The organism is Bariatricus sp. SGI.019, assembly GCF_050315235.1.
Taxonomy (GTDB): Bacteria; Bacillota; Clostridia; order Lachnospirales; family Lachnospiraceae; genus JAFBIX01.
The window spans coordinates 48,788-74,039 of record NZ_JBNPOQ010000005.1 but is presented as its reverse complement, the minus strand read 5'-3'; the positions used below and the strand labels follow the sequence as shown (position 1 = coordinate 74,039).

Sequence of the window (25,252 nt, the reverse complement as noted above, 5' to 3'; positions counted from 1 at the left end):
CACCTCCCATGTGAACATTGTTCATCATAGCATTTTCTTACTCAATTGTCAATTTCTCCTCCATCACGCTCATGTAAGCCGGACGTATAATCTTATCTGTGCAGATCAATTCTTCGATGCGATGTGCACTCCAGCCGACAATCCTTGCGATTGCAAATATCGCTGTGTATAATTCCTGTGGAATTCCAAGCATATCGTACACAAATCCACTGTAGAAGTCTACATTCGGGCTGACTCCTTTGAATATATGGCGTTTCTTGGCAATCAGCTCCGGAGCAAGCTCCTCTATATTTTCATAAAGTGTCAGATCTTCTTCTCTTCCTTTTTCTTTTGCAAGCTGCTTCACATATTGCTTGAACACTCTTTCTCTCGGATCAGACAGCGAGTAGACTGCATGGCCGATTCCATAGACCAGACCCTTCCGGTCAAATGCCTGCTTATCAATAATCTTATTCAGATAGGCTGCTACTTCCTCTTTATCCGCATAATCTTTTACATTTTCCCGGATATTTTCCATCATTTCCATGACCTTAATATTCGCTCCTCCATGTTTTGGCCCTTTCAGGGAGGACATTGCTGCTGCTATCGTAGAGTAGGTATCCGATCCGGAAGAAGTTACGACTCTCGTTGTAAAAGTAGAATTGTTTCCTCCTCCATGCTCCATATGGAGAATCAATGCAGTATCCAGAACTTTTGCTTCTGTCGGCGTATACTTCATATCCGGACGTAACATTCGCAGAAGATTTTCCGCGGTAGACAGCTCTGGATCAGGATTGTGAATATACATACTCTGATTATTTTCATAATGGTTGTATGCATGATAACCATACACAGCAAGCAGCGGGAATTCGCTAATTAACTGGATACATTGCCGAAGGGAATTGCTGACACTGATATCTTTCGCATTCTTATCATAAGAAGCCAGGGTCAGAATGCTCCTTGTCATAGAATTCATGATATCTTCAGAAGGTGCTTTCATAATAACATCCCTGGTAAAATTGGTCGGCAGCGTCCGGCATCTTCCGATGATATCACGAAATGTTGCCTCTTCTACCTTTGAAGGCAGTTCGCCCATCAGCAGTAGATAAGCAATCTTTTCGAATCCCATCTGATCCGATCCCAGACTGTGAATCAGATTCTCCACCTTATATCCTCTGTACCACAGCTCTCCATCACAGGGAACCTTTTTATTGCCTTCTATACGTGTTGATACAATCTTTGATATCTTCGTAAGTCCTGTCAGAACACCATTTCCATTCTCATCACGCAGGCCTCTGTTTACACCATACTCATCATACAGGCGCCGGTCAATGTTATCATTTTTACGGCAGATATCTTCTTCCCGTTTTGTATAATCATTCATCAATTCCATCATCTCTGTCATTTTCTTCCGACACCTCCATTTCTTCTATCTTACTGGTCATAACGGTATCCAGTTGTTTCATCAGCTGTAGTAATTTAATCAGATTCTCTTTTCCAAACGCTTCGATTACTTTTCCATAATAATCTTTCAGACAGGCTTCTTGTCTGGCAAGCAGACTGCTTCCCGTATCTGTTATTGTGACATAGGTCCCTTCTTTTCCACTTCCATCATGGGACCACAGAACCAGCCCCCGGTCTTTTAATTCCGTTATCATCTTGGAAGTCTGCCGAATGGTCATCTGCATCTTATCAGACAGATCTTTTAAATAAGTCCTTCCTTCATATATGATAGAACTCTTACTCTCTGAAGCAATCATATGCAGAGCAATGTATTCGGCCAAGGTCATTTCACAAAAAAGTTCTCGGATTTTACCCCTGTTCATCAGATAATGTCGATATATCAGTTCATTCGAAAGCTCTGCTACTTCATTATTCTCTAATAAGTTCTTCATACATCTATCACTCCGAATCAGCTATCTTTTATCGGTCTTCATATTTATCCTAATACATATCTGGCTGCGGAGGTACTGCCGGTGCTGCTTCCTTGATATCTGCCACAGCAGCTTCTGTAGTCAGAAGTGTAGCTGCTACGCTGACGGCATTTGCAAGTGCATGTTTTGTGACCTTGACAGGATCGATAATTCCTTCTTTGAGCATATCTACATACGTTCCATGAATTGCATCGAATCCAATTCCATCTTCACTTTCTTTTACTTTATTTACAACGACAGAGCCTTCCAGTCCTGCATTTTCTACAATCGCGTAAAGCGGTGCTTCCAGTGCTGTTGCTACGATCTCTGCACCTGTCTTTTCATCGCCTGTCAGTGTTGCTGCAAGTTCATGGACTTTCTTCTGTGCATGGATATATGCAGATCCGCCGCCGCTGATAATTCCTTCAGACACTGCAGCTTTGGTAGCGTTCATTGCATCTTCCATACGATATTTGGCTTCCTTCATCTCGGTCTCTGTTGCTGCTCCGACACGGATCACTGCAACACCGCCGCCTAGTTTGGCAATACGATCCATCAGTTTCTCTTTGTCAAAATCAGATGTTGTATCTGCCATCTGTCTTCTCAGGCTGTCAATTCGTTCTTCCACTCCGGCTTTGTTACCCGCGCCATCAACGATGGTTGTATTCTCCTTGGTAACTTTCACGGATCTGGCACGTCCAAGCATATCCATTGTTGTGTCCTTCAGCTGCATTCCAAGATCGTCCATAATAACCTGTCCGCCAGTCAAAGTAGCGATATCCTGCAACATTTCCTTTCGATTATCCCCGAATCCAGGAGCTTTTACTGCAACAACCTTTAAGGTTCCTCTTAATCTATTTACGATCAATGTCGTAAGAGCTTCGCCTTCTACATCTTCTGCAAGAATCAGAAGCTCTTTTCCCTCTCTCATGATATTTTCCAGAATCGGAAGAATGTCCTGAATATTAGAGATCTTCTTATCCGTCATGAGGATATATGGATTCTCCATATTGGCAACCATCTTCTCTTTGTCATCACACATATAACCGGAAAGATATCCATTATCAAACTGCATACCTTCTACCACATCAATTTCTGTCTTCATGGTCTTGGCTTCCTCAATAGTGATGACTCCATTCTCTCCGACCTTTTCCATCGCATCTGCGATCATCTCACCAACTTCTTCGTTACCTGCAGAGATGGCAGCGACCTTTGCAATATGATCTTTTCCAGTTACCGGCTGGCTCATCTCCTCCAGCGCTTCACAGACAGCATCGGAAGCTTTTTTCATACCTTTTCTCAGGATGATAGGATTCGCTCCGGCCGCAATGTTCTTCATTCCCTGATTGACAAGTGCCTGTGCCAGAACGGTTGCTGTTGTCGTTCCGTCACCTGCGATATCATTCGTCTTCGTCGCAACCTCTTTGACCAACTGCGCACCCATGTTCTCGTAGTGGTCTTCCAGTTCAATATCCTTTGCGATTGTCACACCATCATTAGTGATCAATGGCGCACCATAAGACTGCTCTAATACTACGTTCCTTCCTTTTGGTCCAAGTGTTACTTTTACAGTGTCTGCAAGCTTATTGACACCTGTCTCCATTTTCTTTCTTGCATCAATATCAAAACTAATATCCTTTGCCATAATGAATTCCTTCTTTCTCTGAACTTTTCAAAATCTATTCTACAATTGCCATAATATCGCTCTGATCTACAATAAGATACTCTTCATCATCTATCTTAACTTCTGTTCCGGCATATTGAGAATATATAACTTTATCCCCTTCTTTTACCTGCATACCGCTACATTTTTCGTCGTCTCCCTTTCCAGGTCCAACCGCGATTACAACTGCATCCTGTGGTTTTTCTTTGGCACTGTCTGGCAGGATAATTCCAGATTGTGTCTTCTCTTCTGCTTCCTGTTGCTGCAAAATAACTCTGTTTCCTAATGGTCTTAATTTCATTACAATAACCTGCCTTTCATTTTTGTCAGCACTCTTTCTATCCGAGTGCCAGATTTAGTTTAAAAAATATATTACTCCTCGCGAAGTAATTATTTTAATTTTAAACTGTTTATTTTTAAAGTATTATATCACTTGTTTTTTCTTTGTCAACAGAGTTTATACTTTTTTTAAAAATAAAAATGCAAAGCATATTTTTATACCTTGCATTTTCATCAGACTATATGATATTTTCTATATTACTTTTTATCTTCAAGGAAACTTCCAGAAATACCCGAAGTTCTTCTTCTGATATTCCCTGCAGAATCTGTCGGTTCATCTCTTCTCTTCTTTTTGCCATCTCTGCAACAATCTCTTTCGCAGAATCCAGTACTTCATAATGCACATATCTACGATCATTTTCGTCTGGAATCGCCATAATAAACTTCCGCCTGCACAGACTGTCAACCGCCTGTGAGATATGGCCCCTGTTCATCATTAATTGTGTATGGATATCCGTGGGAGTGTTATGGCTACCGCAACGGGATAAGAAATACAAAATCTCTAATTCTGCTTTTTTCAAGTCATATTTCTGGCGTAATTCTATACTTTGTTCATCCAACAGTTTCTTAAACTGTCCGCCTTGCAAGATAGATTCCATCTGTCCGTCCATAACATCACCTACTTTTTCAAATATTAAGTATCATTTTATCAAATAAGAGAATGTAAGGCAATAAAGGACTTGTGAATATTTATGCTCAAGAATAACAAGCTATTCTCTTTTTTCCCACTTTACTTCTGCTTTCTTGCCATAATGCGCCAGCCCAACATAATACACTGTCCCTTCCATCTGTGCATCATACTTCTTTTCCTTCGCCTGCCGTATTGCATCCAGCGCCAATTCTTCCAGACTCTGTGACTTGTCTCTGGTATATTTGAATTCCAGTATCATATGTGGCAGTTCTGGTTTTCTGGCATAAAGGAGAATATCTCCCCTTCCCATTCCACTCTCCCGGTTACTTTGCACATCATAATATGGATGCAGAAAAGTACACATTCCTAGCATCATCATATGATAGCTGTTCTCACTTTTTAAATCATGACAGGATGGCAGATCCTTTAGAATCCACTGATATTCTTCTGCGAATCTCTCCATAGCCTCTGTTCTCAGATTCAAGAGCATCAGGTCAATATGTCCTTCTTCTACCTGCATATAAAATGCTGTAAGTTCCTGAAAAGCCTTCCACACTTCATAATTTGGAATCCGAAGCTTATAGATTCCTTCACTTAATTCCTCCTGGACCGTTACCATCCCTGCGTTGATTAACAATCCCCAAAGAGAAGCATCATCCTGCTTCTCATAATATGCCATTGACAGTTCTGCACTAACAGTTGCTGTTCCTTTTTCAATCAATTCATTATAGCCACGGGAAAAAGATTCGCCCCGCTGCGCAAGTGCATTTTTAATGATACTGTTCTCACTGGTATTCAGCCAATAGGCTTCTAGCTTCTTTCTGGATGCATAACATGTTACCGACCACGGATTATATACCTCCTCTGTACCGAACAGATATCCATCATACATTGCCTTAATATCACTTGAAAATTCCAGTTCACAATATTGCAAAAGTGCTTTGACTTCCTTCTCTGAGAATCCAAAGCATTCTGCATATTCCGGATCCTTTACCGTACAGACAACCAGATTATTGAGTCCGGAAAATATATTCTCCTTGGCAACACGCTGCACTCCAGTCAACATCGCTTTTTCAAGAGACGGATTCCCTTTGAGCGAAGAGCTTAAAAGTTCTGCCAGTACGCCACGTATATTCTCATAATATCCGCTATCATTTGCAGAAATAAATGGTGTATCATATTCATCTATAAGAAGGTATACCTTTTTCTCATAATATAATTCCAACAAATAACATAATACAGAAATCGATGCAACAAGATAATTTCTCCCCTCATCATTCATTTCCCTCTGGCAAAGACAGCGATATATCCTCTGTGCCTGCGCATTCTGCTCCTTGGGCAATCGCGCTTCCTTCCATACAAATGAATACCGCTGATATTCTTTTTGAATCACATCACATAACTTATACAACATCTCGTTCGCCGAACTGCCCTTGACATTCAGAAATGACAGAAATATGACCGGATGTTCATTCATCTCTTCCATGACATAGCTTTCGGTAACTCTGGTCCCTGCAAACACATCGCCGGAATATTTTGTACAATCCAGGAATTCAGCCAACATGGACATATTTAATGTCTTCCCGAATCTTCTGGGGCGCGTGACCAGCGTGATCTGATACCAGGATTCCAGGAATTCCTCTATCATCTTCGTCTTATCCACATAATATCCGCCTTTTTCACGTAAACTACGAAAATTCTGTTCTCCAATTACCAGCTTTTTCCTGATATTCTTCCGCGACTTCTTATGCTGCGCCTGATAGGATACCATATTCTCGCACAACACGCCATACCTTGCTGCCGGTGCTCTTCCAAAGAGTTCATCCATCGAACAATCCAGCACATCTCGAATCCTCTCTAATGTCTCCAGATCCGGTGATCTCTTTCCTGATTCGTAATTCGTATAAGTGGAACGGGAAATATTCAACTTTTCTGCCATCTCTGCCTGCGTATATCCCCTTACTCTGCGCAGATGCATCAAATACTCATGAAATTTCGTTTTCATGTCCGAATCAACTCCCTTTGTACTTTCCTAAAGTATAACATGTAATGTTTCACATCGCAACATTATGTCGTGTCGTATTGCAACATTTTATTGTAAAAAATACAGCAAAAAAATCACCGCCCCCAACGCTCTCATGTCGCCAAAAACAGTGATTCCTAAGTGCGCGATCAGGGGTTCGAACCCTGGACACCCTGATTAAGAGTCAGGTGCTCTACCAACTGAGCTAATCGCGCATCTACTATTGATTTTTATTGCGTCTTCCGTAACGCAATTGATATTATATAATAGCATTCTGAAAAAAGCAAGTGTTTTTTTATATTTTTTTCATATATTTGCATTTTCCTTCATATACTAGTGGAGGGAGGCGTATTGTTATGAAATTTTTATCAAAATATATTGACGCAAAAGACAAGCCTTATATACTTATCGTAATTGTTCTGGGCTGTCTGAATCACTTTTTATATGATATTTCTGGAAAACTGGCAGGGGTCGCCATATTCTGTCCGGTAAATGAATCTACCTGGGAACATTTGAAGCTTTTGTTCTTTCCTTTTCTTTTCGTATCTGTTTCCCAGTATTTTAAATTTCACTTCCATACAATTCGTTTCTTCTATTATCGTTTTATCGCTGCTCTATGCGGAATACTTTCTATTATTGTATTATTTTACACGTATACAGGAGTCATAGGACAACATTTTCTCTTCGTTGATCTTCTTATCTTTATTTTTAGTGTTTTTCTCTCCTTCTCCATCTGTCATTATCTACAGCAAAGAGAACTTACGCTTCCTTCACAGACTATCGTATTTTCTCTTTGGATTCTGGTATCCATGAGTTTCTTTGCTTTTACCTGCTTTCCACCAGATATTCCTCTGTTTTTTCCTACACTCTGACTCTTAATCAGGGTGTCAACGAATTTATTTCACAATCCACAAATCCGCAATGCATTTTTCAGATAACTGTAGTATAATTGTGTTGGTACTTTATTACGTTACAAGAAAGGAGCGTGGGATTATGGAAAATAAACCTGTTCAATGTAAGATAGAGCACCATGCAGTTTTATTTGCACTCTTTGCAAAACACGCAATCGAATTATGCGGTGAAAAAGGGAAAGAAGCAATTCTTACCGGAATGACTACCTATGGCAACGAACGAGGTGCCCGTATGGCTGCCAACGCAATTGCCCATGGAGACCCGCTGACAACTATGACCAATCAGGCATATGGTGAATGGAAACCCGATTACAACGGTCAGATGGAATTTGGACAATTACGTACAGAACCGACACTTCAGACCTACATATCCAAATGCGCCTGGTGTGATGCCTGGAAAAAACACGGATTGACCGAATACGGCAAATTTTATTGTGTCAATGTTGACAATGCAGTTTACCAGGGATTCCGTTCTGATTTTGTCTGCACTCCAACTGCCACTTCCATGAGCTGGGGCGGAGAAAGATGTGAATTTGACTGGGGATATCCCCTGACACCTGATGAGGTCACTCAGCTCGCAGAAAAGAAAAAAGAGCTTGGAACTTCCTGCATGAAAGATTTTAATTTTCACACTGCTCATATCAAGCACACAATCAGCAAGACATTAATCGATACTCTTGGTAAAGACGGGCAAAAAGCTGTTGATCTGGCATTGAAGGATTATGCCGACACCTTCGGTCAGGAATATCTGGATGTCCTGGAAAATGTTTATCCGGCAGAGTAATTAAAAACACATTAACTACAAGGAGGTATGACATGAACCATGAAGCAGATGCGACGAACATTATCGCATCCTGGATTGACCAACATGAGCCAGAACTAATCGAAACCGCCAGCTACCTCTTCCAACATCCGGAACTCGCCTACCAGGAAACTCTTTCCTCCAGATATCTGGCAGAATACCTGGAAGGTCATGGATTCGAAGTCACATATAAAACAGCCGACATTGAGACCGCATTTACCGCTGTATGGCATAGTACTCCTGTTCAAGAAAAACCAATTATTGGATTCCTTGCAGAATACGATGCGCTTGCAGAACTGGGACATGCCTGTGGGCACAATCTTCTCGGCACCGGAGTCTGTGCTGCAGCCTGCGCATTAAAAGCAGATATGAAAAAAAATCATACACCTGGAACGATCCGCGTGTATGGTTGTCCGGCAGAAGAGATCATGTCCGGCAAGATAAAAATGAATGAGAAAAGGGTATTCGATGACTTGGATGTAGCCGTCATGTGGCATCCATTCGACCGAAACCGTATAAGCAACGATATCTGGCAATCTCAGGATATCAAAAACTACACATTCCACGGCATCAGCGCCCACGCTTCCAAGGCACCGGAAGCTGGTAGAAGCGCACTGGATGCAGCGGAACTTATGAATATTGGCGTCAATTATCTAAGAGAACACGTCCCCGGTGACGTCCGTATGCACTATGCATACATCGATAACGGCTTGCCGGCAAATGTCGTTCCCGACTTTGCCAAGACCAATTATTTCATCCGATCCGCCAAACGTGCCCGTACCGAAGATGCAAGCATCCGAGTCGACAATTGCGCCAGAGGCGCTGCCATGATGACTGGAACATCCGTCGACATTGAACTGGTCGGAAGTTGCAAAGAGATGAAAGTCAACCGTCCATTGACCGAGATCTACTACAAAGCCATGACTCAGATTCCGACCCCTGAATATACAGAAGAAGAACTCGCCTTTGCCGCAGATATTACCCGCGAGGCAGGCCTTCAAAATAACGGTATCTACTTCACCGGATTAGAACCACTGGAAGACGAACCAGTCCCCATATCCATTGGAACAGACGCTTCCGAAGTAAGCCATACCGTTCCCCTCATCACAATCAGCGCAGCAACCATGTGCAAAGGCACACCACTGCACCACTGGGCAGCCGCCAAACAAGCCGGAATGAGCATCGGCCACAAAGGAATGCTGTACGCTGCAAGATGCATGGCAGAAGGAACAAAATTATTACTTGAGAAACCAGAAAATTTACAAAAAGTATGGAAGTATCATTTGGGTACACCCCATTTATAAAAAAGTGACACCACAAATGTTAAATGGGGACGTAGTAAAATTGCATTTTACTACGTCCCCAATAAAGGAGGTACATAATATGATTACAAAGAAAATTGGAGTTATTGGATGTGGTAACATGGGTGGCGCTATTCTCTACGGCGCATTGGAAAGCGGCGTTCTCCCTAAGGAGAATGTCTATGTATATGACATTAATCCTGCTATGATGGAAAAAGCCAAGGGCTGGGGTGTGAACCTTGCTAAAGATGATGAAGATGTCTGCTTAAGCAGCGATATTATCCTCTTGGCCGTAAAACCACAGAATGCTGCCGAAGCGTTATCTCAATGTAAAAAAGCGTTAGATGAAAAAGCAATGATGTCCATCGTTGCCGGAGTAACCGTAGAACGCCTGAGAAATATGATTGACGGTACTCCAAGGATTCTTCGCCTGTTGCCAAATACTCCTGCTATGGTATTCGAAGGAGCATTCGCAATCTGCTCTGACAATGACTTTACAGAAGAAGAATTAGAGATTGCAAAATCCATTTACAGCACAATCGGAATTATTGAAATGGTACCGGAACACTTGATTGATGCTGCCTGTGCATTAAACGGCGGTGGTCCTGCTTTCGTTGCTATGTTCATTGAAGCCATGGCTGATGGTGGAGTAAAACAGGGGCTTCCTAGAAAAACAGCTTATCGCCTTGCAGCACAGACTGCTCTCGGTACAGCCAAAATGATTCTTGAAAAAGAATTACATCCAGGTGAAATCAAAGACATGGTAACCTCCCCAGGCGGAACAACCATCGAAGGATGTGAGGCACTGGAAAAAGGCGGCATGAGAGGTGCCGTTATCGACTGCATCAACAAAGCCGCTGAGAAATCCAAGAAGTTATAGATGGGAATTTAGATGAGTTAGTTGGTGATTGGGAGGTGTACGGCGCAAGGGAGTTGGATAGGCTGGTCTGTATCCGATATCCTTCGCTGAGAATCCATAACAGAAAAAAGAGTTGCAATTTCGTGACCGGACTGATTCACCGAGAAATTTGGATAATTTCTCGATTCAGCAGTCCTTTTGAATTTGGCTGAATGCCAAATTCTCACACGGAATTGCAACTCTTTTTTCTGTAACGGATTCTAACACTTGGATAGACGGATACAGACCAGCCTATCCAACTCCCTTGCGCCTGACATTTCCAATTACCGAACGGACTCATCTGGCGGAATTTCTGGCGCGAAGCGCAATGGGGAGCGATGTTTTTATACTATTCATCATTATTTCAATGGAAGAATCAGTTAGTTATTCCGCCAGTTTTTTGACAATATCTTTACTGATATCTTTCCCTCTGCATGACGCGCAGGAATCCTCCCGGATGAGGAAGTTGCGGACTTGGGGGATGTCAGGCGAGAAGATGGATGGGATAGTTTCCATTCGTTGGCCAAGCGATAGAATCCGTTACTGGAAAAGAAGCAGATATTTTGTGCGAAGATTTGGCTTCAAGCCAGATCTGAGAAGGCTGCTGAGCCTCGAAATCATCAAGATTTCGGGGCGAATCAGCCTGGTCACAAAATATCTGCTTTTTTTCCTGTTATGGATTCTTAGCGAAGGACTCCGCAATGGAAACCATCCCATCCGTCCTCTCGCCGTACACACCCAATCACCAACTAACTCATCTAAATTCCTACTTCCCCTGCATCCTTTTAATTACCTTCAATCTGGTAAATTCTTCTCTTTCTTTTTCTTCCAGGGCATTACTGATGTTATAAACCAGATTGGTATACATCGGGATTGTAATATTTTTCAGTGCATTGGCGCGTTTCTGTGTCTTCTTGATATTCGTAGCCAGGCGATAAGCTGAATTTTCAACTTCAGCCAGCTTGATCGTCAATGCTTTCACCTCACGGAATGCCTCTCTGGCAATATCAATAGACTCATGCGTGGCACCAAATGCATAAGTCAGTTTATTCTGTTTCTCATCATATTTTATATGCGGAATTTCTGTTCCCATAATACTTCGCGTCTGAATACGGATAGAATCCTCTATCGGAACAGTAAAGGCCAACTCCTGTACTTTACTGATTCCCAGCTCAATATTGGCACGCTTCAGACAGGCATATGCTTTCGTAAAGGTCGAATCAATCTCTTCCTGGATATCTTTCGCCTCATCAATCAACCCCATCAATTCCTTTAAGAGGATATTACGTTTCTTATCCATCAGCTCATATCCCTGACGCGCAAGTGCCAGCGAATTCTTAGCAAGCATTAAGTTTCCTTTTGTAGGAAATTCTCTCGGATCCATATACAAACCTCTTTTCTACTGCTAATCTTATTACAGTCTACAGACTATCTGCTATTTCCAAATATCGCAACTAGTCTGTTGCCGGTGTATAGTATTTATCGATCAGTTTTGTATCAATTCGGTCGAGCTCTTCTTTTGGCAATAACCGCAGAAGTTCCCAGCCCAGATCCAGCGTTTCCTGAATCGTCCGATTCTCCGTCGGGCCCTGGCCGATGTAACGTTTTTCAAACTCTACACCAAACTTCAGATATTTTTTATCAATCGGAGACAATTCATCTTCGCCGATAACAGAAGCCAGATTTCTTGCCTCTCCCACTTTTGCATATGCAGAAAACAACTGGTTTGCCAGATCCTGATGATCTTCACGGGTATATCCAGCTCCAATTCCATCCTTCATCAGACGTGACAGGGACGGAAGTACACTGATCGGCGGATAGATCGCCTGCCCATGAAGGCTTCGGTCTAATACAATCTGGCCCTCTGTAATATATCCGGTCAGATCCGGGATCGGATGTGTAATATCATCATTTGGCATCGTAAGGATCGGAAGCTGCGTTACAGATCCATTTGAACCCTCTACAATTCCGGCACGCTCATAGATGGTTGCCAGCTCACTGTACAGATAACCCGGGTATCCCTTTCGAGAAGGGATCTCTCCTTTGGAGGATGAGACTTCTCGTAACGCTTCTGCAAACGAGGTCATATCCGTCAGGATAACAAGGATATGCATATTGCATTCAAATGCCAGATATTCTGCCACTGTCAGCGCAACTTTCGGTGTGATCAGACGTTCCACCACCGGGTCATTTGCCAGGTTCAGGAACATACATACATGGTCAGATACTCCGCTTTCTTCAAATGTTTTCCGGAAGAATTCCGCCACATCATGCTTTACACCCATTGCTCCAAATACAATCGCAAATTCTCCTTCTGCGCCATCTCCCAGAGATGCCTGCTTAACAATCTGTGCTGCCAGCTGATCATGCGGCAGTCCATTTCCCGAGAAGATTGGAAGCTTCTGTCCACGAATCAGTGTTGTCAGTCCATCAATTGCAGAGATTCCGGTCCGGATATAGTTTCGCGGATATTCTCTGCGCACCGGGTTCAGCGGAAGTCCGTTGACATCTCTTCGCTCCACTGCCGTAATCGAGCCCAGTCCATCGATTGGTTCTCCGATTCCGTTAAATGTACGCCCCAGCATATCCGGTGACACAGCCACTTCCATCGGACGCCCGGTCAATTTTGTATGCGTATTCTGAAGGGACATATTCTCCGTTCCTTCAAACACCTGTATAATCGCCTTGTCTTCATTCAGTTCAACAATACGGCCCATCTTCTTGATGTTGCCTTCTACGACAAATTCAACAATCTCGTCAAAGAAAGCATTCTGCACTCCTTCCAGTACAACAAGAGGTCCGTTGATATTACTCAGTCCAAGATATTCTATTGCCATTTACGGTTCCTCCTTTATGCATTCTTTTCGATTACTCTCTGATAAAAATGGTCAATCTCCACTTTATATAGATCTAGCAGCTGCAGATCATCGTTTGGAACATCATATTTCATTGCAATTACTTTCTCGAAGATTCCTTCCGCCTTTAACACAGACATCGGCATTCCCATTGCAACAAGAGCCCGGGATGTTTTATACAGATATAAGATAACATCCATCATCTTAAACTGCTTTTCCGGCGATACGCAGGTATCATCTTTGTGGAAAGCATTCTGCTGCAGGAAGCCCAGACGGATTACTCTGGCGATCTCCAGGATCAGTTTCTGATCATCCGGAAGTACATCTCCGCCGATCAATTTTACAATCTCCATCAGGTTACTCTCCTGGCTCAGAATGGTCATCATTCTGTTTCGATAATCTGTAAACTTCGGCGACACATGGTCTGCGTACCATCCACTGAGATCATTCAAATATTCACTATAACTGTTCAGCCAGTGAATTGCCGGGAAATGTCTTGCATACGCCAGAGATTTATCCAGTCCCCAGAAGCATCTCACAAATCGCTTAGTATTCTGCGTAACTGGTTCTGAAAAATCTCCTCCCTGAGGAGATACTGCTCCGATAATGGATACGGACCCCACCTCGCCATTCAAAGTCTGCATCATACCAGCTCTTTCATAAAATGCTGACAGCCGAGAAGCCAGATATGCAGGAAAGCCTTCCTCAGCAGGCATCTCTTCCAGACGTCCGGACAACTCACGCAGAGCCTCTGCCCAACGTGAAGTAGAATCAGCCATAATAGCCACATCATATCCCATATCCCGATAATACTCTGCCAGTGTAAGGCCTGTATAGATAGAAGCCTCACGGGCTGCCACAGGCATATTCGAAGTATTGGCGATCAAAGTGGTACGATCCATCAATGGGTTACCGGTTCTCGGATCCTCCAGCTGAGAGAATTCTTCCAATACCTGCGTCATCTCATTCCCACGCTCTCCACATCCGATATAGATAATAATGTCTGCATCCGCCCACTTCGCAATCTGATGCTGCATCATCGTCTTTCCTGTTCCGAAGCCTCCCGGAATCGCTGCAGTTCCTCCCTTTGCAATCGGGAACATGGTATCCACGATACGCTGTCCTGTAATCAGTGGAATATTTGCCGGGAATCGATGAGCCGACGGTCTCGGAACACGGATCGGCCAGCGCTGTGTCATCGTAAGATCTCTCCTGCTGCCATCCAAAAGTTCCAGCGTAACCAGCACATCCTCTATCGTATACTGCCCATCCGGAACAACGGAGACAACCGTTCCTTCTACATCTGGCGGCACCATACACTTATGAACAATTGCACGTGTCTCCGGAACCTCCGCAATAATGCTTCCGCCATGAACCACATCTCCAACACACACCGTCATATGCGTATCCCACAACTTTTCTCTGTCCAGCGAATCCACACTGATTCCTCGGGTGATAAATGACCCGGCAGTATCCGCGATTCGATCCAACGGACGTTCAATTCCATCAAATATATTATTCAGAATTCCCGGTGCCAGAGTAACGGATACTGCTGATCCAGATGACTCCACGATCTCGCCCGGTTTTAATCCTGATGTTTCCTCATATACCTGTATCGTTGTCAGATCCTTATCCAGGGAAATCACTTCGCCCACCAGCCTCTGTTCCCCTACATATACCATCTCTGACATCTTAAAATCAGTCATACCTTTCAAGTAGATAACGGGACCATTGATTCCGTAGATTTTTCCAGTTGATACACTATTCAACTCCCGCACCTCCTCTGAATACAAACTCACGATATTCTTTTTCAATTGCGCCCTTGAACGCGTGATCAATCAGAATATTCCGTTCTCTGATCACGGCCCGCACACCTCCGATAAAGTCCTCTTTACTCACGGTAAGTGCCATGCCGGTATGTTCCTCCAGATAATCTTTCTTATCTTCATCCGTCGGATTAATGTAGATCGTCATAGCTGCCCCGTCTGCAAATCGGGCCGACTTATTAATATACTCAATCAGAAGACGCTTATATTCTTCCGTCTTCATGAAGTCCCGTATCAGTTCCTCAACCTCCCGGAACAGCTCCTTTTTCAACTCTTTTTGTGTCTTTCCCAGTTCTCTTTTTAATTCCAGCTGCGCCTTGGACATCGCCATATTCAGCTGCTGCTTTGCATGGACTCTTTCCGCCTTCACTCTCATCTCCGACTGTCGGGTTGCTTCTATGCGGTGCTGCTCAAATACGCCCATCAGCGCATCTTCATGCTTTTTCATAATAGCATTGCCCTCTGTTCTGGCTTCTTCCATCGCTGCGGCCTGCAAATGTGATATCTTCTCTTCTATTGTCAAGTGTGTCACCTTCTTTTCAATTGGAATTTCATTCCATCTATAATTTCAGGCCAATCGCCTCATTTACATAAGATGTGATAAAATCTTTCTTACGTCCGGTTCCGTGTCTGTCAGGAATCTCTATCAAAAGCGGCATCTCTCGTCCCAGCTTGATCTCATCGATCAGATCCGGGAATTCTCTGCCGAACTTTTCCGTCAGCAGTATGATTCCCACTGTCTTATCATTCATCGCAGTCTCAATGGCCTCCCGAAGCTCCTCTCTTTCATGAACCACTACACCATCGACACCAGCCAGCCGCATTCCTGTCAGCGTATCGATATTATCACTGATCAGATACATCTTCATCTTACAATTTACCTAAGATCATGAAGGAGATGATCAGTCCATACAGACATACACCTTCTGCAAGACCTACGAAGATCAGAGACTTACCAAGTGCGCTGGAGTCTTCACTGATTGCTCCAAGAGCAGCACTGGCAGCACTGGCAACGGCAATACCACCACCTACACAAGACAAACCGGTTGAAAGTGCAGCGGCAAGGTAACCGAATCCTGTAGCATTTGAAGCAACATTTTCTGCAGTGTCAGCAGCCTGTACCGGATCCCCGCCAAACATCATGATTGCTGCAATTACAAATGCTCCAAAATAAAAGAATACATTGGTTCCAATTGCTCGTTTATATCTTTTTCTGGATTTTTCTCCGAGCAGATAATAGCCAAATGGAATAATAATACTAAGTATCAAAGTTGCAATGAGTAATAATTTTACTGTTAATGTCATGATTGATATCCTCCTTATGTTTGGATTATTAATGTTCTTTACTATGATTATTAAACGGTTTGAATTCCCGTCCGTTTCCTTTATAGAACCGGCTGAACATCTCGTAGTATTCCAGACGAAGTACCTGGATTCCAACGACCAGTCCCTCCAGTCCACATACCAGAATATTGCCCAGCACAAATACGATCCAGTTCGTACTTCCCTCAGATGCACCGGACAGCATAAGTACAACTTCCATCATTGCCGCATGACTGACTGCAAATGCGCCGATTCGCACATAAGATATGGTGTTGGAAAAGTAACTCAGCATTGTTTCGAACAATTCAAAAAATGCCTGCACAAAGAACATGACTTTTCCTTCTTCCATCTTCTTATGTCGCTTCTGAACCAGATTGGCAAGAGGTTCTTTGAACACGAACATCAAAATCGGAACTCCCAGGAAGATAACCATCATAATATTTCCCGGAACTTTATGTCCTGTCATATACAAGACGATCGTAAGAACGAGAAAGCCATAGAACACAAGTCCTGCCACTCCGTTATTCGAAAACAGCCCGTTTTCCAGATCATGTGACTTTATAGCGTTAACCACATTGAAGATCATCACCAGCAGATTCAGCGCCATACCAAATGCAATTGCCACAACAAATACGGTATTCAGCTGACCGATAAACGGAAGATTCGTCATTGCTTCCACCGGCCTTAACCAATGTGCTTCAATAATATTCTCAAATCCAAATATACTGCCGAACATATATCCAAAAAATGTCGAGAAAAGACCGGCGATGGATATGATTCCCGCCAGATCGATCTTCTTGATCAGATAGAGCAGACCGCCGATAACAAACAGGCACAGTCCCTGCCCCATATCTCCAAACATGGCACCAAAAATAAATGTATACGTCAGTGCCACGAACATCGTCGGATCCATCTCGTCATGAGCCGGAAGCCCATACATACGGATAAACATCTCAAAAGGCTTAAAGAATCGAGGATTCTTTAACTTCGTCGGAGGATCTCCAAAGAACTTTTCCTTATCCTCTTCTACCACGATGAACACTTTGTCATCGTGTTCTGCTTCTTTTACAAATGCCTCAACATCTTTTTCTCCCATCCAGCCGCAGAGGATATAATAATCTTCTTTATTATCTCCTACATCTGTCCTTGCCGCCATCTTTCGTACATCGAAGTTATTCGATAACTCTTCCAGCCTTCTTCTTGCACCAAGAAGCTGTGACGCATGCTTTGTCATGAGTTCTTCGATTTTAGTATCAATTTCCTTCATCTGTTCTGCAGCATCATTAATTTCTTTCTGGATATCCTGGCATGCCAGTTCCGGTGTCCCAACATAATCCCTGGATAGCGAGATTCTTTCAAAATGAAGAGAATTGAATACCGAGTCCACTTTACTTGCCTCTGCATTCGAGACAAAATAGCAGCCATAGACATAATTCTCATTCCGGACACCTTCCAGGAATATTGCATTCAGATCACTAAACAGATATCTCTCCAGTCTCTTATAATAATCGACTTCAATTCTTCCGAAACGAACCTTCATATACTTATATCTCATGACTTTGTAGAGATCCAGCTCCAGTGGTCTGAACGGCTCCAGTACATTCAGGTTATCCTTTATGCCATCTGCTTTCTTCTTTAAAAGTTCTTTCTTTTCTACCAGTTCCAGATAATTATGATTAATATTCCGAATCAATGTAATCATCTCGTCTTCCGTCATGGAAGCGTCCACATGAACATTTCCATCCGGTATCAAAGCCGCAAACTGTTCTGCCTTTGCTAATGGTTCCTTATACGGATTCACCTCTACAAAAGGCATGAGATTGTCTGTCGTCTTTAATTCAGTAAGGGCGTTCTCAAGCTGCATCTCATATTTTGACAGATATACATCACATACACGGTCAATATCTGTTCTTGGTCCGCTAATGCTCAAAAACTTCATTTTTACAATCATTCAATCACACCTCCTAGGTATCCTAACGTTTCTCTTGAAGATAAGCCGTAACGGATACATTCAAGGGCTGTAGTTAGTTTATATATTTCTTCTTCTTTTAAAAATAAATACGTATTGACCGTTGCTATAGAATATGGATTCTTTCTCCGGTCACTCAGATATAATCGCTTCAGACATTCTTTATAGATATGCTCCAGTTTCTTTCCCTCAAAACCAACAAGTTTCTTTGCATAATAAGTCGTCCCAAGCTGCCGTTCGAATTCTTCCAGTGTAGGTGCCTCGACCAGCATTTTAAATTCCTCAACACTGATTCGATAATGAATCGGAATAGTAAGGGAATAGATATCTGGTGGAAGCATATGATAATACTTCTTAGCACGATAGATCCACTGGATATTCAAAAGATCTATCTTCGTTCCACAGTCCCTGGTATAAAGTTCCAGTTCCTTCCCTTTCAGAAGCCGCTTATTCTTTTTCCACATACTGGAAAAATAATACAGATCCAATGCCAGATCATAATCAAAGAGATTCGCATCCTCTGCATCTCTTAGCTTCTGGAGAGGAGCATAATACTCCGTTCCCCGCAGGTTATCTACCAATTCTACAATATTTCTTGATGTGATCAACTTATCAATGGATATCTGGGAATACTTATCGAAGAATTCTTTCTTATATTCTAGATCAAACGGTTTATCGTAATGATTAAATATGATACGCAGACAATAATTAATCAGATCAATCTCATACCTCTTCCTGTATATCTTCAGGAACTTCTTCTGTTCCATTCCCGCAAACCGGAAAATTCTTGTGTAATCATCAAACAACGACTGATACAGCACTTTTTCCACATTGCCGCGGTGATACAACGAGACATCCATCCGATTAACATAATCTGCATAAGCCGGCTTTTCTTTCAGATAATCTATAGCTTCCGGTACGCTTTTCAGATTCGCAATATTCTCAAAATCTTTTTCTGTAAGGAGCTTTGCCTGCATCGCACGGACCTTTGTAACAATTCCGCTGTATGACATAACATTTCCCATGTTTTACACCTCTATTATATGCTTCAAAATCTCCTGGGCATATGCGCTGTGATTTTTCTCAAATTCTTTTCTCAGATTATCAATCGTCGACTGATTCTTCTCTCTCTGATCCGCCAGAATCCGTTCCATCTCCCTGTCGGCTTCTGCTTTAATCTGATCCAGTTGTACCTGCGTCTCACTTTCCAAATTCTCATCAAACTGGTCTCGCTTCCTCTGAATCTCTTTCTCAATCTCTTTTTTCTGAGCCTCGGCATGCTCCACAATTGCTTCCGCAGTCATCTCTATATCCGCTAATTTTTCAACAACAGATTCCATAGGCGCCTCCATTTTCCTATAATTACACTCATGTTATAATAATACTCTTATTTTTTCAAATTTCCATAGTCAATATTACCAAAAAATTACAGCCTTGTTACTTATTTAACACATTCGTGTAGAATTGACTTTTCTTTGCTCAGGAGATAAACTAAAAGATATGCTAAAACGCTTGAAAATAGGGAGGAATCGCGTATGCGTCTTAGAAATATACCACGTGCAGAAGGTGTATTGAACGACTGTAAAGAAGTTGTTAAAAATGGAACTGATTTTAAAGGAAATTGGCAAAATGTATTTAATAATACCAATCCCATACATATAGAAATCGGAATGGGAAAAGGAAAGTTTCTCCTCTCCCTTGCTCAGTGTAATCCAGATATCAATTACATTGGCATCGAAAGATATTCCAGTGTCCTTCTTCGTGCAGTGGAAAAATTCCAGGAAACGGAAACTGCTCCATCTAATATTCGCTTCATCTGTATGGATGCCGCTGATATCGCAGAAGTATTCGCTCCTGACGAAGTCTCCCGTATATATCTGAATTTCTCAGATCCATGGCCAAAGGCTCGTCATGCCCGCAGACGCCTGACTTCTGCTGAATTCTTTGCACAATATGACCGGATACTCACTCAGGACGGGACTGTTGAATTCAAGACAGATAACAGGCCCCTCTTTGATTTTTCCGTAGAACAACTAAAAGAATCTTCCACATTTGAACTTGCCGCCTGTACCTACGACTTACATAACACACCAGATATGAACCAGGGCAATATTATGACAGAGTATGAAGAAAAGTTCTCTTCCATGGGTGACCCCATCTGCAAATTAATTGCTCACAGGAAATCTTGATAATATCTCTTTGTGCCAAAGTCTTGTACATCTGCATATATTAATATAGAAGAATTTATATCTGGATGTAAGCATATGGGACGCAGACGAAAAAAAGGAATCAAACAAAAGATCTGTGAATTAACTTACCGACAAAAAGGATTACACAACAAATTACTCTGTTTAAGGCACTCTATGGATGAAGTATATCGCATATTGAATCCCAGATGCTAGAAGATGAAAAAAAGAAAGGTTGAATAATATGTTACACTTAACAGCCAAAAATTTTGCGGCTGAGGCGAAACACAGCCAACTCCCGGTTGTTGTCATGTTCTATGCAATATGGTGCGGCAAATGCGCTATGATGAAGCCGGTTGTCGAGGAAATCGAGAAAAAATATGAAGGCCAGATTAAATTCTGCGAAGTAGAAGTTGACGAATCGGCCGTACTCGCCGCCAACTACGAAGCAAATATCGTTCCGACATTCGTATTCTTTCAGAACGGCGAATTGCTTGGAAGTATGCAAGGTGTCATAGACGAAGAGCTATTTGATCAACGTCTACAGAAAATCTTCAGAAATAGTTAATGCATATTTTATTTGCAAAAATAGCGGAATATGGTATATTAGGGTAGAATCATGAAGTCTCCGTGTGGCAGTCGACGAAGCTATAGCCATTTTGCTTGCGTCGGCTGTCGCCGCAAAAGAACAAAAAGGAGGTATGGTGTTTACACCAGACATTATGAAAAAGATAAAACGAACATTACCATTAATCATGGCTGCAGTACTTACCTGCTCCAGCCTGCCTCTGGTAGCTCAGGCTGACAGCTCAAAGGTTGTAACTCTTGGCGCCAATCTTACAGAGGAACAGAAAACCTCCATGTACGAATATTTCGGAACTTCTGCTGATGAAGTGGATACCATCGAAGTAACCAATGCGGATGAAAGAAAATACATGGAAGGAATCGCTTCTGAGGAACAGATTGGAACTCGTACATATAGCTGTTCCTATGTGGAACCAACCAGCAGTGGCGGTGTACAGGTAAAAGTTGCAAACCTGACTTATGTAACCAGTTCTATGATTGCAAGTACATTATTAACTTCCGGTGTTGAGAACTGCAATGTTGTTGCTGCCTCTCCAATCGAAGTATCCGGTACCGGGGCATTGACCGGAATCATGATGGCTTATGAACAGGCAAGCGGTGAAGCCCTGGACGAAGGACAGAAGGAAGCTGCCACTCAGGAACTGATAACTACCGGAGAACTTGCCGATACCATCGGTCAGGAACAGGCAAGCGACCTGATGAACGAAGTAAAAGAAGACGTCATCGATAACAACTTAACAGATGAAGGCGAGATTCAGGATGCAGTCAACAATGCCGCAGATAAATATAACATCACCCTTTCCGAAGGACAGATGGCTCAGATCGTATCCCTGATGCAGACAATCTCTCAATACGATTATGACACAAAAGCATTGAAGAAGACACTGGACAACTTGAACGGAGAAAGCGGCGGATTCTTCTCCAACCTCTGGAGTTCTGTCAAAGGATTCTTTACCGGCGATTCTAACGACGGCGGAATCATCAACGATACTCAGGACGATGTCCTCGGAGCAGATGCCATCATTGACAGTACACTGGATGCAGTTGTCGGCGAAGAAAAAGAAAGCTTCTGGGATAAAATAGTTGGATTCTTCAAAGATCTCTTCGGCGGAGAGGATGAAGATACCAACGAAGATACAGAAGAAGTAGACGAAGACGCTGACACCGACGAAGAAGAAGACAACACCGATGATACAGATATCACAGACGATTCCGATCTCGATGGAAGTGATTCCACAGATGATGCTGCAATCGACGATTCCACCGCAGACGGAACCGATACAGACACCTCCGGTGACACCGGATTAGTCATCGATGATGGCACAACCGATTCCAGCGAGAGTGTTCAGTAGGAATTTTGATGGGTAAGTTTTGTGATTGAGGAGTGCACGACGCAAGGGAGTTGGATCGGTTGGTCTGTATCCGGTATCCTTCGCTGAGAATCCATAACAGAAAAAAGAATTGCAATTTCGTGACCGGACTGATTCACCGAGAAATTTGGATAATTTCTCGATTCAGCAGTCCTTTCGAATTTGGTCTGTAACCAAATTCTCACACGGAATTGCAGTTCTTTTTTCTGTAACGGATTCTAGTGCTTGGATAAACGGATACAGACCAACCGATCCAACTCCCTTGCGCCTGACATTCTCAATCACGGAACGAACTCATCTAGGGGAATTCCTAGCGTGAAGCGTAATGAGGTACGATATTCTTATACTATTCATTATTATTTTGATGGAAATATTGGTTAGTTATTCTGTCAAACTATTGCCAATATCTTTCCCTTTTCGTCATACGCAGGAATCCTCGCAGATGAGGAAGTTTCGGACTTGGGAATGACAGGCGAGAGGATGAATGAGATGGTTGACATTCGTTGGACAAGCGTTAGAAGCCGTTACAGAAAAAGGAACAGACATTTTGCGCGAAGATCTGGCCTCAAGCCAGATCTAAGAAGGCTGCTGAGCCTCGAAATCATCAAGATTTCGGGGTGAATCAGCCTGGTCACAAAATATCTGCTCCTTTTCCTGTTATGGCTTCTCAGCGAAGGACTCCGCAATGCCAACCATCCCATTCATCCTTGCGCCGTACACTCTCAATTACCAACTCACTCATCTAAATTCCCACTTAAAACTCAAATATAGCAACTCCATATGCTGGCAATTTATATTCGAAGGAATATGGTCTTCCATCGCATTCTTCCTTCTTAGCCTTATAAACAAGTGGTCTTTCTTCTCCTTTTCCACCATATTTCGGATCATCACTATTCATGATCAGCTTATACTGTTTCTTTCTCGGTACACCAACACGATAATCTTCTCTCTCCACTGGTGTAAAGTTACATACGAACAGGAGGTTCTTTTTATTTCCTTTGGAATGTCTGATAAAGCTGAAGATACTTCTGTCAGCATCGTCTGCGTTGACCCACTCGAAGCCATCCCAGCTGTCATCCTGCTCATACATTGCTTTATTCTTCTTATACAGATGGAGCAGATCTCTTACCCAGTTTTGCATCTGCAGATGTTCCTCTTCTGCCAGAAGATACCAGTCTAACTCTCGTTCTTCACTCCACTCACGAAGCTGGGCAAATTCCTGTCCCATGAACAGAAGCTTCTTTCCGGCATGTCCCATCATAAAGGCATACCCGACTTTTAGATTCGCATATTTGTCGAACCCAAGGCCCGGCATCTTGTTCAGCATAGAACACTTCAAGTGAACAACTTCATCATGTGATAATACCAGAATAAAGTTCTCGCTATGTGCATAACTCATAGCAAATGTCATCTGATTGTGATTATATTTTCTGAAGTATGGATCCAGTTTCATATATTCTATAAAATCATGCATCCATCCCATATTCCATTTCAGGCTGAAACCAAGGCCATCGTCTTCAACATCTCCGGTAACCTTCGGCCAAGCTGTAGATTCCTCTGCAATCATTAATGCACCTGGATTACGTTTTTTTACAATGGAATTCAGATGTTTGAAGAAATCAATTGCTTCAAGATTCTGATTTCCGCCATATTTATTAGAAATCCACTGACCAGTCTGTTTTCCATAGTCAAGATAAAGCATGGATGCAACCGCATCTACTCGCAGACCATCTACATGGAAATATTCAATCCAGAACAAAGCATTAGAAATCAAAAAGTTACGCACTTCATTTTTTCCATAATCAAAAATCTTGGTTCCCCAATCTGGATGTTCTCCCTTTTTTGGATCTGCATATTCATATGTAGGGGTTCCATCAAAATTAGCCAATCCGTGTATATCTCTCGGGAAATGAGCCGGTACCCAGTCCAGGATAACTCCGATTTTATTCTTATGAAGATAATTAATCATCCACGCGAAATCTTCTGGTGTTCCATAACGAGAAGTCGGTGCAAAGTATCCCGTCACCTGATATCCCCAGGAACCGTCAAACGGATGTTCCGCAATTCCCATCAATTCAACGTGAGTATATCCCATATCTTTTACGTACTTTACAATTTCCTTTGCAAACTCACGATAATTATAGAATCCCGTACCTTCCGTTCCAAGATGCCGCTTCCAGGAACCAATATGTACTTCATAGATAGACATTGGTTCTTTCATATGATTCCACTGTTCACGCTTCTCCATCCAGACAGAATCTGTCCACTTAAGCTGGGAAATATCCGTCACTCTTGATGCTGTACCCGGTCTTAGCTCTGCATAATTCGCATATGGATCAGACTTAAAAACATATTCTCCTGTATATGTCTCCACACAGTACTTATATAAAGCTCCCTCTTCAACACCCGGAATAAAACATGTGTATATTCCCAATGGTTCTTCCCTCTCCATTGGATTAGCTTCCATGCTCCACTCATTGAAATCGCCCACTACAGACACAGAACGCGCATGCGGTGCCCATACTGCAAAATATACGCCCTCTTTTTTCCCTTTTTTCACTCTATGAGCTCCCATTTTTTTGTAAATCTCATAGTGTGTTCCCTGTCCAAAAAGGTACTGGTCCAGTTCGCCGATTTCATATGGTTTTTTCTTTTTCTCTGCCATATAACTATCCCTC

General features: G+C 42.6%; 23 protein-coding genes and 1 tRNA gene. 7 read left to right on the top strand and 17 right to left on the bottom strand.

Going from position 1 to position 25,252, the window contains the following annotated elements; all coding sequences use genetic code 11:
• Nucleotides 1–37: 37 nt before the first annotated feature.
• The 7 genes from ACQRD1_RS04410 to ACQRD1_RS04380 all read right to left on the bottom strand — a co-directional run bounded on the left by ACQRD1_RS04410 (nucleotide 38) and on the right by ACQRD1_RS04380 (nucleotide 6,763).
• Nucleotides 38–1,384, bottom strand: coding sequence for a citrate/2-methylcitrate synthase (locus ACQRD1_RS04410; protein WP_427786944.1), 1,347 nt, complete (start codon nucleotides 1,382–1,384; stop codon nucleotides 38–40).
• Nucleotides 1,356–1,874 (bottom strand): MarR family winged helix-turn-helix transcriptional regulator, encoded by a 519-nt coding sequence (locus ACQRD1_RS04405; protein ID WP_235231991.1) that lies wholly within the window; start codon nucleotides 1,872–1,874, stop codon nucleotides 1,356–1,358. The genes ACQRD1_RS04410 and ACQRD1_RS04405 overlap by 29 nt, the downstream gene beginning before the upstream one ends.
• 49 nt (nucleotides 1,875–1,923) lie before the next feature.
• Nucleotides 1,924–3,537, bottom strand: a complete 1,614-nt coding sequence (gene groL, locus ACQRD1_RS04400; protein WP_427786943.1) for a chaperonin GroEL — start codon at nucleotides 3,535–3,537, stop codon at nucleotides 1,924–1,926.
• A gap of 34 nt (nucleotides 3,538–3,571) precedes the next feature.
• Entirely contained in the window at nucleotides 3,572–3,856 is a 285-nt protein-coding gene (groES, locus tag ACQRD1_RS04395; protein WP_427786942.1) for a co-chaperone GroES, read from the bottom strand.
• 217 nt (nucleotides 3,857–4,073) lie between these two features.
• The gene (locus tag ACQRD1_RS04390; RefSeq protein ID WP_235231994.1) at nucleotides 4,074–4,505 is read right to left on the bottom strand and encodes a MarR family winged helix-turn-helix transcriptional regulator; all 432 of its coding nucleotides are present in this window, start codon (nucleotides 4,503–4,505) and stop codon (nucleotides 4,074–4,076) included.
• A gap of 99 nt (nucleotides 4,506–4,604) precedes the next feature.
• Nucleotides 4,605–6,530, bottom strand: a complete 1,926-nt coding sequence (locus tag ACQRD1_RS04385; RefSeq protein ID WP_427786941.1) for an AAA family ATPase — start codon at nucleotides 6,528–6,530, stop codon at nucleotides 4,605–4,607.
• Between the two features lie 160 nt (nucleotides 6,531–6,690).
• Nucleotides 6,691–6,763, bottom strand: a tRNA-Lys gene (locus ACQRD1_RS04380).
• Between the two features lie 141 nt (nucleotides 6,764–6,904).
• On the opposite strand from ACQRD1_RS04380, the gene ACQRD1_RS04375 reads away from it, so the two are divergent.
• The 4 genes from ACQRD1_RS04375 (at nucleotide 6,905) to proC (ending at nucleotide 10,442) form a co-directional block, all read left to right on the top strand.
• Nucleotides 6,905–7,420 carry a DUF6512 family protein gene (locus ACQRD1_RS04375; RefSeq protein ID WP_235231996.1) on the top strand — a complete coding sequence of 172 codons (516 nt, stop codon included), beginning with the start codon at nucleotides 6,905–6,907 and terminating at the stop codon, nucleotides 7,418–7,420.
• Nucleotides 7,421–7,541: 121 nt separating this feature from the next.
• On the top strand, nucleotides 7,542–8,243 hold the full coding sequence (locus ACQRD1_RS04370; protein WP_235231997.1) for an L-2-amino-thiazoline-4-carboxylic acid hydrolase: 702 nt from the start codon (nucleotides 7,542–7,544) through the stop codon (nucleotides 8,241–8,243).
• 32 nt (nucleotides 8,244–8,275) lie between these two features.
• Entirely contained in the window at nucleotides 8,276–9,565 is a 1,290-nt protein-coding gene (locus ACQRD1_RS04365; protein ID WP_235231998.1) for an amidohydrolase, read from the top strand.
• 79 nt (nucleotides 9,566–9,644) lie between these two features.
• A complete protein-coding gene (proC, locus tag ACQRD1_RS04360) occupies nucleotides 9,645–10,442 on the top strand; it encodes a pyrroline-5-carboxylate reductase (protein ID WP_235231999.1) in 798 nt (265 codons plus the stop codon).
• Nucleotides 10,443–11,226: 784 nt separating this feature from the next.
• On the opposite strand, the gene ACQRD1_RS04355 is transcribed toward proC, so the two are convergent.
• The 9 genes from ACQRD1_RS04355 to ACQRD1_RS04315 form a co-directional block, all read right to left on the bottom strand.
• Complete coding sequence (locus ACQRD1_RS04355) at nucleotides 11,227–11,844, bottom strand: V-type ATP synthase subunit D (protein ID WP_235232000.1); 618 nt, start codon at nucleotides 11,842–11,844, stop codon at nucleotides 11,227–11,229.
• Between the two features lie 70 nt (nucleotides 11,845–11,914).
• On the bottom strand, nucleotides 11,915–13,297 hold the full coding sequence (locus ACQRD1_RS04350; RefSeq protein WP_427786940.1) for a V-type ATP synthase subunit B: 1,383 nt from the start codon (nucleotides 13,295–13,297) through the stop codon (nucleotides 11,915–11,917).
• A gap of 14 nt (nucleotides 13,298–13,311) precedes the next feature.
• Nucleotides 13,312–15,084, bottom strand: coding sequence for a V-type ATP synthase subunit A (locus tag ACQRD1_RS04345; RefSeq protein ID WP_235232002.1), 1,773 nt, complete (start codon nucleotides 15,082–15,084; stop codon nucleotides 13,312–13,314).
• Nucleotides 15,077–15,664 carry a V-type ATP synthase subunit E gene (locus tag ACQRD1_RS04340; protein ID WP_235232003.1) on the bottom strand — a complete coding sequence of 196 codons (588 nt, stop codon included), beginning with the start codon at nucleotides 15,662–15,664 and terminating at the stop codon, nucleotides 15,077–15,079. The genes ACQRD1_RS04345 and ACQRD1_RS04340 overlap by 8 nt, the downstream gene beginning before the upstream one ends.
• 37 nt (nucleotides 15,665–15,701) lie before the next feature.
• Nucleotides 15,702–16,010 carry a V-type ATP synthase subunit F gene (locus ACQRD1_RS04335; RefSeq protein WP_235232004.1) on the bottom strand — a complete coding sequence of 103 codons (309 nt, stop codon included), beginning with the start codon at nucleotides 16,008–16,010 and terminating at the stop codon, nucleotides 15,702–15,704.
• A 1-nt stretch (nucleotide 16,011) separates the two neighbouring features.
• The gene (locus ACQRD1_RS04330) at nucleotides 16,012–16,446 is read right to left on the bottom strand and encodes an ATP synthase subunit C (protein WP_235232005.1); all 435 of its coding nucleotides are present in this window, start codon (nucleotides 16,444–16,446) and stop codon (nucleotides 16,012–16,014) included.
• Nucleotides 16,447–16,474: 28 nt separating this feature from the next.
• On the bottom strand, nucleotides 16,475–18,415 hold the full coding sequence (locus ACQRD1_RS04325; protein WP_235232006.1) for a V-type ATP synthase subunit I: 1,941 nt from the start codon (nucleotides 18,413–18,415) through the stop codon (nucleotides 16,475–16,477).
• Nucleotides 18,412–19,458, bottom strand: coding sequence for a V0D/AC39 family V-type ATPase subunit (locus tag ACQRD1_RS04320; RefSeq protein WP_427786939.1), 1,047 nt, complete (start codon nucleotides 19,456–19,458; stop codon nucleotides 18,412–18,414). The genes ACQRD1_RS04325 and ACQRD1_RS04320 overlap by 4 nt, the downstream gene beginning before the upstream one ends.
• 3 nt (nucleotides 19,459–19,461) lie before the next feature.
• Nucleotides 19,462–19,773 (bottom strand): hypothetical protein, encoded by a 312-nt coding sequence (locus ACQRD1_RS04315; protein WP_235232008.1) that lies wholly within the window; start codon nucleotides 19,771–19,773, stop codon nucleotides 19,462–19,464.
• Between the two features lie 195 nt (nucleotides 19,774–19,968).
• Here ACQRD1_RS04315 and trmB point away from each other — a divergent pair, with 195 nt between their 5' ends.
• The 3 genes from trmB to ACQRD1_RS04300 all read left to right on the top strand — a co-directional run bounded on the left by trmB (nucleotide 19,969) and on the right by ACQRD1_RS04300 (nucleotide 22,556).
• Nucleotides 19,969–20,622 (top strand): tRNA (guanosine(46)-N7)-methyltransferase TrmB, encoded by a 654-nt coding sequence (gene trmB / locus ACQRD1_RS04310; protein WP_427786938.1) that lies wholly within the window; start codon nucleotides 19,969–19,971, stop codon nucleotides 20,620–20,622.
• Between the two features lie 241 nt (nucleotides 20,623–20,863).
• Entirely contained in the window at nucleotides 20,864–21,187 is a 324-nt protein-coding gene (locus tag ACQRD1_RS04305; protein ID WP_427786937.1) for a thioredoxin family protein, read from the top strand.
• Between the two features lie 64 nt (nucleotides 21,188–21,251).
• Nucleotides 21,252–22,556, top strand: a complete 1,305-nt coding sequence (locus tag ACQRD1_RS04300; protein ID WP_235232011.1) for a DUF1002 domain-containing protein — start codon at nucleotides 21,252–21,254, stop codon at nucleotides 22,554–22,556.
• Nucleotides 22,557–23,328: 772 nt separating this feature from the next.
• Here the strand turns inward: ACQRD1_RS04300 and glgB are convergent.
• Nucleotides 23,329–25,239 carry a 1,4-alpha-glucan branching protein GlgB gene (glgB, locus tag ACQRD1_RS04295; protein ID WP_235232012.1) on the bottom strand — a complete coding sequence of 637 codons (1,911 nt, stop codon included), beginning with the start codon at nucleotides 25,237–25,239 and terminating at the stop codon, nucleotides 23,329–23,331.
• Nucleotides 25,240–25,252: the final 13 nt, after the last annotated feature.

What these genes read in the sequence shown, in the direction of transcription:
- ACQRD1_RS04410 (WP_427786944.1), bottom strand. Translation starts at nt 1,384, where the DNA reads ATGACAGAGATGATGGAATTGATGAATGATTATACAAAACGGGAAGAA.
- ACQRD1_RS04405 (WP_235231991.1), bottom strand. Translation starts at nt 1,874, where the DNA reads ATGAAGAACTTATTAGAGAATAATGAAGTAGCAGAGCTTTCGAATGAA.
- groL (WP_427786943.1), bottom strand. Translation starts at nt 3,537, where the DNA reads ATGGCAAAGGATATTAGTTTTGATATTGATGCAAGAAAGAAAATGGAG.
- groES (WP_427786942.1), bottom strand. Translation starts at nt 3,856, where the DNA reads ATGAAATTAAGACCATTAGGAAACAGAGTTATTTTGCAGCAACAGGAA.
- ACQRD1_RS04390 (WP_235231994.1), bottom strand. Translation starts at nt 4,505, where the DNA reads ATGGACGGACAGATGGAATCTATCTTGCAAGGCGGACAGTTTAAGAAA.
- ACQRD1_RS04385 (WP_427786941.1), bottom strand. Translation starts at nt 6,530, where the DNA reads ATGAAAACGAAATTTCATGAGTATTTGATGCATCTGCGCAGAGTAAGG.
- ACQRD1_RS04375 (WP_235231996.1), top strand. Translation starts at nt 6,905, where the DNA reads ATGAAATTTTTATCAAAATATATTGACGCAAAAGACAAGCCTTATATA.
- ACQRD1_RS04370 (WP_235231997.1), top strand. Translation starts at nt 7,542, where the DNA reads ATGGAAAATAAACCTGTTCAATGTAAGATAGAGCACCATGCAGTTTTA.
- ACQRD1_RS04365 (WP_235231998.1), top strand. Translation starts at nt 8,276, where the DNA reads ATGAACCATGAAGCAGATGCGACGAACATTATCGCATCCTGGATTGAC.
- proC (WP_235231999.1), top strand. Translation starts at nt 9,645, where the DNA reads ATGATTACAAAGAAAATTGGAGTTATTGGATGTGGTAACATGGGTGGC.
- ACQRD1_RS04355 (WP_235232000.1), bottom strand. Translation starts at nt 11,844, where the DNA reads ATGGATCCGAGAGAATTTCCTACAAAAGGAAACTTAATGCTTGCTAAG.
- ACQRD1_RS04350 (WP_427786940.1), bottom strand. Translation starts at nt 13,297, where the DNA reads ATGGCAATAGAATATCTTGGACTGAGTAATATCAACGGACCTCTTGTT.
- ACQRD1_RS04335 (WP_235232004.1), bottom strand. Translation starts at nt 16,010, where the DNA reads ATGAAGATGTATCTGATCAGTGATAATATCGATACGCTGACAGGAATG.
- ACQRD1_RS04330 (WP_235232005.1), bottom strand. Translation starts at nt 16,446, where the DNA reads ATGACATTAACAGTAAAATTATTACTCATTGCAACTTTGATACTTAGT.
- ACQRD1_RS04325 (WP_235232006.1), bottom strand. Translation starts at nt 18,415, where the DNA reads ATGATTGTAAAAATGAAGTTTTTGAGCATTAGCGGACCAAGAACAGAT.
- ACQRD1_RS04320 (WP_427786939.1), bottom strand. Translation starts at nt 19,458, where the DNA reads ATGGGAAATGTTATGTCATACAGCGGAATTGTTACAAAGGTCCGTGCG.
- ACQRD1_RS04315 (WP_235232008.1), bottom strand. Translation starts at nt 19,773, where the DNA reads ATGGAATCTGTTGTTGAAAAATTAGCGGATATAGAGATGACTGCGGAA.
- trmB (WP_427786938.1), top strand. Translation starts at nt 19,969, where the DNA reads ATGCGTCTTAGAAATATACCACGTGCAGAAGGTGTATTGAACGACTGT.
- ACQRD1_RS04305 (WP_427786937.1), top strand. Translation starts at nt 20,864, where the DNA reads ATGTTACACTTAACAGCCAAAAATTTTGCGGCTGAGGCGAAACACAGC.
- glgB (WP_235232012.1), bottom strand. Translation starts at nt 25,239, where the DNA reads ATGGCAGAGAAAAAGAAAAAACCATATGAAATCGGCGAACTGGACCAG.